The following is a 12556-nucleotide window of genomic DNA, read 5'->3' as shown; positions in this document are numbered from 1 at the left end:
CTTCAGGCCCGGTAGGCAGGGAAGAAGTTCGAGGGATGCTCGTGCTCTCGTGCTCTGGTCAGCGCCTCGTAGCTCTCTACATCGGCGACGATCTCGTGAGTGGTGAAGGAATCGGTGCGGTTGGTGAAGGACGCCTTCAGCCGTTCGAGCCCGTCACCGGGTGTCAGACCTCCACCGAGGTTGAGCGGTACGGCCAGTTCCTCGGCCAACTCCATCGAGCGGGCGAAGGCATTCTTCGCCGGGGACGCATCCAGATGTTCGTCCGACGTGCCACCCAGGTAATAGTGGAGGACCTGGTCGCTGCGCACCGCAATTAGCGCAGAGGCCATCGAACTGTCACCCGCATGCACGGACACCAACCACGACCCCGGGTGGTCGAGGCACGTCCGCAGGTAGGACCCGGAGAAGAAGTAGCGTCCGGCCGCCTGACGACGTGACATCGTCGCGATGTAACAGGAGTGAAACGACGCGAGCCCGTCGTCATCGACCTCAGCCCCGGGCCGTACGTGCACGCTGTAACCCGCGCGAAGATTCCGGCGGACATGTCGAGCGAAGGTCGAGCTCATCGACCGCGGACGGGCGGGGTCGAACAGGTGAATGGTCGAGCGCGGCGATCCGCCGGCAAGGGTCGGTTCCAGGGCACGTTCACGGAGGAAGATGCTCACCAGACCCGTGGAGGAAAAGTCCACGTCTCGGCGGTCGATCAGCGGGCCCCGTCGTGTCCCGCCCGGATAGCCGTAGGGGGAGACCGCATCGCATCGAGCATGTCCGGGCACCCGCCTGACGACGAGAGGGACGGCGATACGTGTGTCAGCCTCTTCGATGACCAAGCTGTGCGTGGCACCCTCCGCGGCGAGGAACGACGCGCTGCGGAAAAAATCCTCACCCGTCGCGGCGTCACCTCGATCGGGAATCAGAGAAGCGACGACCCGTTCGGCAGGCATAGAGCTGGCACCTCCAGGGGCTCGTGATGCGGATGTAGCACCGAGTTGTCCCGATCGAGCACCAACACGGCGGTTTAGATACGAAGCGTAGTACATCGACCGCTTGCCGGGTGAAGATCTGAGGGCGTCACGGTCTTCACCTGGCGCAGCTGGCAGCGTAGCGTGACCAGCGAGTGAGAGTAGTGCCTGAGGAGCGCTTGCGACGGGGGCAGAGGGGCGCACCTCATCGGCGAACACGATGCCGACCACCAGGGGGGCCCTATGGGTACGAAGTCATTTGTTCGGGCGCTGAGCGACTCGGTCTCGGACCCGAAGTTGTTACGTCCGGCCTATGGAGCTGTGCGTCGACGACTCTGGTCGGACGAGGACGCCTTCGGCCTGAGCCGGGACCTGAGTGTGCCGTTCGAGGCGCCGAAGGCGCTGGTCGATGTGCATGTGCGGTCGATCGAGGAACGGGACATCCCGTACGTGCTCGACGTCGACGACCAGCAATCGCCGGAAGAACGTTGGGACCGTGCCACGCGGAAGCGCCTCCTCGAGGCCGGCATCGGCGCGGGGCAGGTGGGAGTCACCCCGGATGACATCCCGTGCTACACGCAGTGGATCTTCACGGCGTCCGACAACGCGAATGTGCAGCGTTATTTCGGCGGTGCTTTCCCGGTGATGGACGAGGATACGGCTCTACTCGAGGCCGCTTACACGCCAGTGGCCTCACGGGGCAAGCGGATCATGAGCGCGGCGATGGCCCTGGTGGCCGAGCGCGCGCACGATTTCGGCGCTCGCTATGCGATCACTTTCGTCGGTGTCGACAACACCGCGTCGTTGAAGGGCTGTGCCCGGGCCGGCTTCGAGCCGTATCTCGAGCGGCGCCAGACCTGGCGACTCCTTCGGGCGCAGACCGATTTCCGCGCCATCGATGCTCCCTCGGAAAGATCGGAACCAGAAGTGGGCGAGCCCGCGGGACGTGGGGCGCGGCGGCCTCGATGAGCGCTGCGGCCGATGATCCCTCGAAAGCCGCCGACCCTCAAACTGTCTCCGACGCGACCAACTCGCTCAGGCAGCTGTCGTCCTCTGGTATCCGTTCTCCACTGTCGCGAGGCCGAGGTCGGAGTGACGCGGCGCCCTTGGTCGTCTACGTGGTCTCCATCGCCGCCACGGCGCAGAACCTGCTGAAGGGGCAGTTGGGGGCGATGAGGAAACGAGGATTCCGGGTCGCGCTCGTGTGCTCACCCGGAACAGGACTCGAGGCGTACGCGAGGTCCGAAGGGGCGGAGCTCTACGCCATGCGGATGCGGCGAGGCCTGCTCGGGCCGCGTGACCTCGTCTCGCTGCTCCGGATGCTCGTGTTGTTCTGCAGACTTCGCCCGGCCCTCGTCAACGCTGCTACGCCCAAGGCGGCGTTCGTCGCCTCCATCGCGGCGTTCCTGGCCCGGGTCCCGGTCCGGATCTATTCGCTATGGGGTCTTCGGCTGGAAGGCGAGCGTCCCGGGACAGCGCGGCGACACTTGCTGCGGGTCGTGGAGAACATGACCTGTCGTGCTGCGACCCTTGTCCTGTGCGCAGGGCCGGAGCTGCGCCAGAAGGCGTTGGAGGAGGGGCTCGCCGACTCGGAGAAGCTGGTGGTGCTCGACCGCGGCTCGACCAATGGGGTCGACCTGACGCGCTTCGTGACGTCGGACGTCCACGACCGAGCTCCTGCCCGAGAATCGGCGGGCCTCGACCCGCAGCCTGTCACGTTCGGGTTCGTGGGGCGGGTGACTGCGGACAAGGGTCTGGCTGCGCTCGTCGACGCCTTCCGCTCCCTCGAGCTGACGACGCCGGCCCAGCTCGTGATCATCGGTCCCCACGACCCCACGGACCCCTGTCCGGAGCGGACGGCGCGTCTCATGGACCAGGACCCGCGCATCGTCGAGGTCGCCTCGGTGGTCGATCCCCGACCGTACCTGCACGCGCTGGACGTCCTCGTTCTTCCTACTCGCCGCGAGGGGCTGCCCAACGTTCTGCTCGAGGCGGGTGCCTGTGGGCTCCCTGTCGTGACGACGACCGCGACCGGCTGTCGAGACGCTGTACTCGAGGGCGAGTCCGCGATCGTCGTCGGAGTAGACGACGAAGTCGGCCTCGCGCGGGCGATGACACGTCTCGCGACTGACCCGCTCCTGCGAGTTCAGATGGGCCGATGCGCGCGTTCCTTCGTCGAAGAGAGCTTCGACAGCGAGCACGTCTGGGACAAGGTGGCGGAACTCTACGAGAGCGAGATCTCGAGCAGCGCACTCGACCGACCAGGCCGACCGGGCGACGGGAGAGCGGTCGAGTCGCTTCGAAGGACTGGGGGGTCCGCGCGGTGAGCACGACGACGCATGTCGCAACGCTGGCTGTCAACGGTGGTGACGCCGTCCGCAGGGAAGCCTTCCCGGTCTGGCCGACCTTCGATGAGGGGGACGTCGCTGCCGCGGGCGACGTGATCCGCTCTGGTCTGGTGAACTACTGGACCGGTGATCAGGGAAGGAGGTTCGAGGAGGAGTTCGCTACGTGGGCGGGAGTGCCGCACGCCGTCGCCATGGCCAACGGCACACTGGCTCTGGAGGCGGGCATCCGGGCCCTCGGAATCGCGCCCGGAGACGACGTGATCGTCCCCGCATCGACCTTCATCGCCACGGCGAGTGCGGTGGTGGCTTGCGGTGGGCGTCCCGTGGTGGCAGACGTCGACCAGAACTCGCGGTGCCTGTCCCTCGCGACGGTGGAGCAGCGGCTGACTCCCGCAACGCGAGGTGTCATCGCGGTGCACCTGGCCGGCTTCCCTGCTGATCTCGAGCCGATCCGGCAACGATGCGACCAGCTCGGCCTCTGGCTTCTGGAGGACTGCGCCCAAGCGCACGGAGCCCGCAGGGACGGGCGCTCGGTGGGCACCACCGGTGATCTCGCAGCATGGTCGTTCTGTCAAGACAAGATCTTCACGACCGGAGGCGAGGGCGGAGCGGTCACGACTCGCGACGCGGAGCTGTGGCGTCGCTGCTGGGAGTACAAGGATCACGGCAAGGACTACGTCGAGTCCACGGCGCCGCCCTCACCGGGGTTCCGGTGGGTGCACCACAGCTTCGGCACCAACGCGCGCATGAGCGAGGTCCACGCCGCAGTCGGACGCCGCCAACTCCGTAGAGTGCCTAATTATGTGCAGCGCCGCCGTGACATCGCGTCGGCGTTGATCACGGGTCTCGGCGATGTGCCAGGAGTCCTCCTGCCCGTCGCGCCCCCGGGCGTCGAGGCCTCGTTCTACCGTTTTCTCGTGCGCATCGCCCCGGGTGAACTGGACGCTGCCTGGGGCCGCGATCGAATTGTGGCAGCTCTCAAAGCGGAAGGTATTCCCAGTACGGTGGGCGGATGCGGCGAGATCCAACGTGAACGCGCGTTCCGGGAGTTCGATGATGAGCCGGTGGACACTCCGGTCGCTGAGATGCTCGCGGCGCACTCACTGACCTTGCCCGTCCATCCTGCGATGTCCAGGACGGACGTCGATGACGTCATCGCGGCCACGCGCAAGGTGATGGGCGCGGCGTCACGATGAGGCGCCTCGTCGACGTCGTGGTGGCGTCAATCGGGTTCGTCGTCCTGTCGCCGATCCTCGTGGTCGCGGCGCTCTCCATCCTGTTGGGCCTCGGTCGACCAGTGCTCTTCCGGCAAGAGCGATCCGGGCTCGCGAGCGAGACGTTCAACATCGTCAAGTTCCGCACGATGGCCAAGCCCCGGTACGAGGATGAACCGGACGAAGCCCGCATCAACTGGCTGGGCAACGTCTTGCGTGTCACGAGCATCGACGAACTCCCTCAGATGTGGAACATCCTGCGTGGAGAGATGTCGCTCATCGGCCCTCGTCCCACGCTGCCCAGCCAGGTCGTGCACTATTCGAGCCGACAACGTGGCCGCCTGGCCGTGCGTCCAGGTCTGACCGGTTGGGCGCAGGTGCGCGGCCGGAACTCACTGTCGTGGCCGGAGAGGATCGAGCTGGATCTGTGGTACATCGATCACCGCTCCTGGCGGGTCGATGGAACGATCATCCTGCTCACGATCGTCTGTCTCCTCCGGCCAAGGGGTGTGGTCGGTGTGGGCGGGGTCAACCCGGATTTCCCGGTGCCCACGCCTCCGCTGCCCCTCGACGAACCCTGACGGCGGGTATCGTTCCGGAGTTGTCGCGATTCCGGGGCACCGCTAGGGCGCCGAAGGGGTGCACGATGGAGCTGGATCGCCGGCGCCTGCTGCAGTTGCTGTCCGCCGTGGGCCTCGTGGGCACGGTGAGCCTGTTCGCCACCGGTTCAGATTCGCGAGCGCCCTCCGACCTGCGGGATTTCGGTGCGGTCGGCGATGGCAGCGCAGACGACTCAGCAGCCCTCCAGAGGGCCTGTGACGGCACAGCGGGTCAACGGCCCATCGCTCTGAACGGAGGGCGCTACGTCGTTGGAGACGTGCTGCTGCGGTCGGACACGACGATCTTGGGTCCCGGCACCCTGGTCTTCCGGCCGGGCGCCCGGCACCTGCTCGCGGTGAACCCGGGCACCGGTGGAACAGTCGATCCGCGCGACAACATCAAGCACATTCGTCTCCAAGGCATCACGTTCGAGGGTCGTTCAGCAGACGGTTTCCGTGAATTCGAGTACCTACTGTGGTTGTCCGCGGTATCCGAGGTGACGGTGCAGAGCTGCCGTTTCGTGTACTTCCAGGGGGACGCGATCATGATCGGCTCCGGGGAGGCGGCCGCCGTGGAGCGGCACAACGATACGATCTCGATCGTCGACTGCAAGTTCGACGGCGGCAACGGGGAGAACAGGAACGCCATCAGCGTCATCGATGTGCGTGGGCTCGAGGTGCGCGGATGCCATTTTACCCGCTGTTCTCGATCCACCATGCCCGGTCCGATCGATATCGAGCCGAATATTTACGACAAGAACGCCGTCCTCGATGACATCGACATCTCGGGAAATGTGTTCGAGAAGAACGGCGGGAATGTCGCCGACATTGCCCTCGTGGTCACACCACCGACGCTCCGGCATCCTCCCGTGAGAATGCGGATCACCGCGAACACATTCGTCGAGTCTGCACGCAGTGCGGTCCGGCTCTCGTGGAAGGACCACGACGTGTACCCGGAGCAAGGTGTCTCGGAGGCGCTCGTGGCGGACAACGACATGGACGGTCGGGGAGCATCGTTCTTCTGCGAGATCTACGGATTGCGCGGGGTCGCCCTGCGCGACAACCGCGTTTCGGGTGTCGCCCAAGCTGGCGTCGTCTGTGGACTCCCAGGCTCTGGGTCAGCCGAGATCAGTCTGTCGGACAACGTGTGGACCAACGTCGGAGGCGACTCCCAGTCGACGGTCCTCGTCAATGCTTGCCGCGGGCTCGAGCTCCTGCGCAACAAGATCGAGGGGCGTGCACCGTCGGCCTTCGTCCGGTTGCTGCGCGGCGGCTATTCGGCTGCCCTGACCGTCGAGGACAACATCCTGACCGGCGTCGGGCTGGTCGCCGAGCAGGAGCCGGGGCACTCGACGACCCCCACACTCAACCTCGCCAGGAGTAACGGTGAGGCCGAAGTCGACCCCGAAGTCTTCGCAGGACCGGGCGGCCCGTAGCAGGAGCTCGGTCCCCAGCGCGGCGCTCCGTCCGAAACGCGTCGAGCGCGGGTCGTGACGGGACCGAAACCGACGGGGCTGGCGTCTACGAGAAAGACCAGCGCCAGGGCGTGCATGGGAGTGCCTTCGTGGCCCGAGTCGCGGCTGAGCGTTCGGTCGTCCGAGTGGTGCGGCCGCTCGACGACCCCCAGACCAGCACGGAGCGTCGCCGGTGTTAGTTGTCCTCACCACCGGAGTCAGGAGTCAGACATGCGTCGAGGCCGGAACATCTCGCTGGGGACCGTGGTCTACCTGATCATCGGACTGGTTGTGGCTCTGTCCAACAACTACGGAATCACTGACATCTCCTCACTGCTGTCGTTCCTTCTCGCGCTGTTCCTGTGGCCGCTCGTGCTGCTCGGGATCAACCTGCATGTCAGCCTCGGAGCTTGATCCGGCACGCCCGCGCGAGCTGTGCTGGCATGCTCATCGGCGCCCCCGCGAGGAGACACTCGGTGAGGTCGTCGTCCCACCTGGCGCGAGCAGACGTGACCCAGTTGCGGGCTCGGTTCGAGTCGTGGGCATCGGATCTGACGGGCTCTCCGAAGCTCACTCGACGACCAGCCGCACGATCGCCACCAGCCCGACGACGACGATCACGGCCCGCAGGACGGTCGGCGAGAGCCGCCGCCCGATCCGCGCCCCGATCAGGCCGCCGATCGTGGAGCTGACGGCGAGGATCGCGACGACCGGCCAGCTGATCGGCGCCACGACGGCGTAGATCGCGCCGGCGACGAGGTTGACCACCGCGGCGAGGACGTTCTTGTAGCCGTTGAGGCGCTGCAGCGGCTCGGTGAGCAGCAGGCCCATGACGCCGACGAGCATGATCCCCTGGGCCGCGGTGAAGTACCCGCCGTAGACGCCGATGAGGAAGATCAGCGGGTAGAGCAGCCAGCCGGCGCGCGACCCGCCGCCGGACCGCTGCAACCGGCGCGTCAGCCACGGCTGGACGACGACCAGCACGAGCGCGATCCCCACGAGGAACGGCACGATCGTCTCGAACGCGTCCGGCGGCAGGGACAGCAGCAAGATCGTCCCCACGACCGCGCCGAGCGCCGACATCACCGACCAGCGGATCAGCTGACCGCGGGCCCCGGCGATCTCCCCGCGGTAGCCCCACGCGCCGGTGAAGGAACCGGGGATCAGGCCGATCGCGTTCGACGTCGTCGCGGTCACCGGCGGGTAGCCGAGGGCCACGAGCACCGGGAACGTCACCAGCGTTCCGGACCCGACGACCGTATTGATGGTCCCTGCCCAGATTCCGGCAAACGCGATCAGCAGGCCGTGCCACCACGTCACGCGCGGACCCTAGGCCCGCCGAGCGGCTCACGCCTGATGTACGGACTGCGAGACCTCAACCGGCCGGCTGCTCGTTGACCACCTGTCTCGCCCGGTCCATCGCCGCCTGCGGATCCCGGCACGCCAGGCACGTCCATGTGGCAACGTCTCGATCGTCGCTGGCGCTGGCGATCGTTGATCCGTCCGGGGACAGGAACGCTACGTCGTTCACTGCCTCGCCGTGGTGGCGCTCCGACGCAACGAGCCGCCCGGATCGGACGTCCCACACCTGCACCAGCCCACTCGCGTTCCCGGCCGCGATGAGCCGGCCGTCGGACGAGAACGCCGGCGACCCCAACCGTCGAGATCCCTCCGCGACCAGGGGTCGGTCGAGGACCGGTCGGCCATCGCGGGTCCAAAGCTCGATGGTGCCGTCGCTGGTCGTCCCGGCTATGTAGGTCCCGGTCGGGTCGTAGGTGACTTGCGCGGCATTAGCCAGGGGCAGTGTCTCGGCAGGCAAATATCGCCCTGTGTCCTGGCGCCACACCGTGATCGCGTCCCCGCCTGCCGCAGCCAGGTACTGCCCTCGAGGGTCAAAGGTCAGGCCCGCGGAGGCAAGACCCGCGACGGTCGGACCCGCTGTCGCCCGCAGGCTCGCCTCAGGATGGAGGAACCCTGTCGCCGCGTCCCAGAGGTGTACAACGCCTCTGTTGTCGCCGGCGGCGACGGTACGGCCGTCTTCGCTGACCGCTATTGAGACGAGGTAACCACCAACGTCCGTGATGGGCTGGAAGGGTGCGCCGGGAACGGCTCCGGTCGGACTCCATGTGTACAGCTCGGGGGCTGCGGCGAAGTCCGTGAGCACCATCAGGCGTCGCGCATCGGTTGGGTCGAAGTGGACGTCCGACACGCGGTATTGCGTCACGAGACAGGGGAAAGCAGGCGGACCTTCCGTGTTGACCGCCGTCACGCACACCGAGGTGTCACTCGACCCGCTCACCAACCAGCGACCGTCTCCGCTCTCGTCGACGGCAAGCGCCCAGTCGGAGTGCCCGGTGAACCGATGGTCGTCCGGCAAGATCCAGTCACGCACCGTCCCATCGGTGGACCCGACCGACAGCAGGCCACGAGACGCCTGATCCCATGAGAGGGCGCCGACGCCTCCCTCATGGCCCGCGAAGGAGTACGTCGCTCCGCGCGGGTAGCTCCGCATCCTTTCCCATATCTGGACTTTGCCGTCGCCTCCGGCAGTTGCGACCCACTGGCCGTCGGGGCTGAACGCGGCGTCGTTGACCCAGTCGGGCTGTTCCGGGATGTCGAAGACCAATGCGCCGGTCGTGAGGTCGTAGACACGAGCGGTCTTGTCCACCGCCAAGATCACCGCATTGCTGGCTTCGTCTACGCGGACATTGGAGATGGAGCGCCGGTACTCTTCGAGGGTGTGCGTTGCCGGAGCCATCGGACTCGCCCAAGCCCAAGTACCCAGGGTGTCCTTGGCTCCTGCTGAGATCACGACAACGCGATCACGTCCAAAGGGAAGCAGCCACGACAGTCCCGGCACTGCGGTCTCGGCGAGCTTTTGCCCGGTCATGGCATTCCAGCTCGTGACGTGCTCCCCCGTTGCGTCGCTGGTCACCACCACCGATCCGTCACCGACGGGTTGGGCCAGGGTCGCGGTGGTGTCCAGCGTGAGGTCGGGGCCCTGTCCGTCGAGGCGATGAACGTAGACGCCGCGATTGCCGTCGACGAGCACGACGCGGCCCTCCGCCGGCCCACTCAAGAAACCGACGCGGGCGTTCGGGGAGACCGGCCCGAATGAGGTCACCGCGCCGGTCGACATCGAAAGGACGCTGACCTGCTGCGCACTGTCGATCGTCGCGACGCGATCGCCATCGGCGGAGACGTCGGAGGCCGTCGAGACTCCCGAGGAAGCAGGTGCGGTGCGTCTGCCCACCACTCGCCCGTCGTCTGTCAAAGCGCGGACCTCTCCGGCCGGACCAACGGTCGTCACGCCTGGCGCCGATCGCGCATTCAAGAGGTATTGCACACGGGAGTTGTCGCGAGAGCCCGGTCCGAGCACGACCTCGGAGCGGGGAAGAGATGCAGCCCTCAGAACGGCTGATTGTGACTCCACGTCGGATGTGACGTCGTCGGCCTGCACCGCGTCGGACAAGCTCACCGTCGGTGAGACATCCCCGCTCTGTGCGGCCCGACTCAGCAACGCGGCTCGCTCGGCCTTCTGGGCCTGGAGGAGGGCGATGAAGCCGCCACCGATGGCGAGAAGAAGCGCGATGACCACAACAAGGCCGATGAGCTGTGTCCGGCGTAGTTTCTGCTGAGTCTCGAGTGCATCGGCCTCGGCTCGTCGGCGATCTTCGACGAGCTTGCGCTCCGCCGCAGCCCGCGCCACTTCGGCGAGATGGCGTCGCCTCCAGGACAGGACTGCGGCGCCGAGGACATCGTGGAAGATCTCGTATCGCGTCGGGCCGGCGTCGCCCGCAGGCGGTGGAACAGGCCGCAGGACGCGGTGCGTGCCGGAGGCCAGGTACTCGACGAGCTCGAGGATCTCGTGACGAGGTACGTCTGTCATGTCCGCGAGGTCGTCGACGGCGAGGGCGATCTTCGAGCCGGACGAGGTCACGAGTGACCGGAAGATCGCGGCGGCGAGATCGCGCTCGGCGACGGATAGACCGGCCATGACGGTGTCGAGGTGGTTCTGGACGATCGAGTGGGCGCCGCCGAGGCGCTGGAGTGTGCTCTGCCGAAGACGGCCGGAGCCCTCGGCGCGCTCCTCGTCCCAGATGCGGGTGAGCACGAGCTGGAGGAACGGCGCCTCGATCGCATGCCGCTCGGCGGTCCGGGGCCCGGGAGCGGCATCGTCGGGGCCGACCGAGAGCCGGCCGACGCGGACCTCGGCGAGCAAATCGTCGACGAGCGCGGGCTCGACGGTCATGGCGCCGTCGACACCGGCGGCTCTGTTGAATTCGTCGAGCGGCCCCTCGATCGCCGCTCGGGCCCCGGACTCGTCGAGGTGGGCGAGGCGGAGGTAGTTGTCGAACAGTCGCGGCACCGCCACCTTGAACCGGTCGAGACCAGCGACCGCGTCCTCTCGGAGGGAGAGCAGGAAGTTCGCGGACACATCGCGCGTCCGCAGGATCGCGCCCAGTTCTCGGGCGAGATCGTTGTCCGGGTCGTGCGTTGGCGCGTAGAGCAGATACTCCTCGAACTGATCGAAGATCAGGTCGACCCCGGTGGCCTCCGCGATGGTGCACGCCCGCTGGAGCCCATCGGCCGAGAAGGTGAGCCGCTCGACGGGGCCGGCGAGTCGGCGGCGTGCGCATCGTTCGCGCACGACCTCGCCGAGCACCGACGCGATCGTCTCCATCGGCGTGCCCGACCAGGTGCTCACGTACACGATGAGGCGGCCGGCCTCGGAGAGGTCGTCGTCCTCGAGGCTTTCGAGGTCGGCGGCCTCGGCCACCTTCCGCAGGCGGGGAAGGAGCCCGGCGCGCAGCGTTGACGTCTTCCCGACCCCGCTCGGCGCGTACATCAGCGTCAATCGCGATGCACGGAGGTTGGAGGCAAGAAGAGAGACCTCGGAGCGGCGTCCGAAGAAGTAGACGGAGTCGGCCTCGGCGAACGGGGCCAGGCCGATATACGGCCGCGCCGGCGCGTCCGCTGCCTCGGCGCGCACCGACCGGCTGACCTCGGTCATCACGCCGCCGTTTCGGGCGGCGGCATCCGTCGCGCCATCTCCTCGACGAACGCCTCGAGGCGCTTCTTGAGGATGGAGACGCCGCGTTCCCGCCAGGCGGCGAGGTCGATCACGTCGGGTTTCGACTCGATTGCCCAGGATTTCTGGGTGAGCCCCTGCTGCTGGGCCCACATCCGGTACAGCAACACGCGGAAATTCCAGTCGCGCAGACTGTAGCCGAGGAACAGTAGATGAGAGTCGACGAGCTTTTCTGCGACGCGCGCTGGGAAGAGCGTTCTCGGGTCTGCGCGGCTGATGTAGTCGACGTAATGGTCCTCGGTGATGACGTAGCTGTCGGCCGTCGGGTCGACGGGTCCGGGCATCCGCTGTACGGCGCCGTGAATCTTGGCGATGACGGCACGTTGCTCGAAATCGATCTCGCTGTAGACATTGGGGCTCTCGATGACGGTCGACGAACCATCGGGTCGGACGTGCCGGAAGAGACCCTGCTGCGGGCCCTGGGCGATGTAGACGAGGAGGTCGAACGGCTCGCGCGCGCTCCGAAAGGCGCACTCCAGGCCATCGTCGTAATTGGTGGTGAGGAACAGCATGCACCCGTGACGCGTGGGATTCTCCCGGACGTGCCGCGAGGCAGCAGCGAGGTAGCCGTGGAGGGCGGTCGGTGGGTAATCGACGTCGAACACATAGCGCAGGTCCTCGTACAGCGAGCGGCCGCCGAGCACCGCCGCGAGATACTGGGAAACCCGCGCGAGATCGCGCTCGTTGTCGTTCGGATACCCGGCCTCGTCGGCGAGATAGGTGGCGAGCTCGGGGCCGCTGGGGAGGTACTGGCCGCGTTGCCAGTGCGTCCCCTCGGGGCGGCCGCACATGTTGACCCCGGCGCCGAGAACCGGGACCACCCGTCCGCGCTGTAATTGCCTCGCCATGAGGTCGTACGTGACGTCGGTGTCGTCGTCCATGCCCGC

Annotated in this window: 10 protein-coding genes; 6 read left to right on the top strand and 4 right to left on the bottom strand. The window is 67.0% G+C overall.

Features of this window, described 5'->3' with window-relative positions; translation table 11 throughout:
• Positions 1-2: 2 nt before the first annotated feature.
• Entirely contained in the window at positions 3-944 is a 942-nt protein-coding gene (locus ACR9E3_RS16575; protein ID WP_460381407.1) for a GNAT family N-acetyltransferase, read from the bottom strand.
• A gap of 339 nt (positions 945-1283) precedes the next feature.
• Between ACR9E3_RS16575 and ACR9E3_RS16570 the strand changes: the two genes are divergently transcribed.
• The 6 genes from ACR9E3_RS16570 to ACR9E3_RS16545 all read left to right on the top strand — a co-directional run bounded on the left by ACR9E3_RS16570 (position 1284) and on the right by ACR9E3_RS16545 (position 6991).
• A complete protein-coding gene (locus tag ACR9E3_RS16570) occupies positions 1284-1931 on the top strand; it encodes a GNAT family N-acetyltransferase (RefSeq protein ID WP_460381406.1) in 648 nt (215 codons plus the stop codon).
• A 137-nt stretch (positions 1932-2068) separates the two neighbouring features.
• Positions 2069-3289, top strand: a complete 1221-nt coding sequence (locus ACR9E3_RS16565; protein ID WP_460381405.1) for a glycosyltransferase family 4 protein — start codon at positions 2069-2071, stop codon at positions 3287-3289.
• Entirely contained in the window at positions 3286-4506 is a 1221-nt protein-coding gene (locus ACR9E3_RS16560) for a DegT/DnrJ/EryC1/StrS family aminotransferase (protein ID WP_460381404.1), read from the top strand. Before ACR9E3_RS16565 ends, ACR9E3_RS16560 begins: the two co-directional genes overlap by 4 nt.
• Positions 4503-5105, top strand: coding sequence for a sugar transferase (locus ACR9E3_RS16555; RefSeq protein WP_460381402.1), 603 nt, complete (start codon positions 4503-4505; stop codon positions 5103-5105). Before ACR9E3_RS16560 ends, ACR9E3_RS16555 begins: the two co-directional genes overlap by 4 nt.
• Positions 5106-5170: 65 nt before the next feature.
• Positions 5171-6559: a glycosyl hydrolase family 28-related protein gene (locus ACR9E3_RS16550; protein WP_460381400.1), complete on the top strand. Its 1389-nt coding sequence runs from the start codon at positions 5171-5173 to the stop codon at positions 6557-6559.
• A 282-nt stretch (positions 6560-6841) separates the two neighbouring features.
• Entirely contained in the window at positions 6842-6991 is a 150-nt protein-coding gene (locus ACR9E3_RS16545; protein WP_460381399.1) for a hypothetical protein, read from the top strand.
• A 156-nt stretch (positions 6992-7147) separates the two neighbouring features.
• On the opposite strand, the gene ACR9E3_RS16540 is transcribed toward ACR9E3_RS16545, so the two are convergent.
• The 3 genes from ACR9E3_RS16540 to ACR9E3_RS16530 are packed head-to-tail and all read right to left on the bottom strand — an operon-like array spanning position 7148 to position 12550.
• Positions 7148-7897 carry a sulfite exporter TauE/SafE family protein gene (locus ACR9E3_RS16540; protein ID WP_460381397.1) on the bottom strand — a complete coding sequence of 250 codons (750 nt, stop codon included), beginning with the start codon at positions 7895-7897 and terminating at the stop codon, positions 7148-7150.
• 55 nt (positions 7898-7952) lie between these two features.
• Positions 7953-11591 carry a WD40 repeat domain-containing protein gene (locus ACR9E3_RS16535; protein ID WP_460381396.1) on the bottom strand — a complete coding sequence of 1213 codons (3639 nt, stop codon included), beginning with the start codon at positions 11589-11591 and terminating at the stop codon, positions 7953-7955.
• Positions 11591-12550, bottom strand: coding sequence for an SIR2 family NAD-dependent protein deacylase (locus ACR9E3_RS16530; protein WP_460381395.1), 960 nt, complete (start codon positions 12548-12550; stop codon positions 11591-11593). The genes ACR9E3_RS16535 and ACR9E3_RS16530 overlap by 1 nt, the downstream gene beginning before the upstream one ends.
• Positions 12551-12556: the final 6 nt, after the last annotated feature.

This window comes from Actinomycetospora sp. C-140, assembly GCF_054796175.1.
Note: the sequence above shows the minus strand (reverse complement) of the source record. Positions and strands in the feature narration are given on the sequence as shown.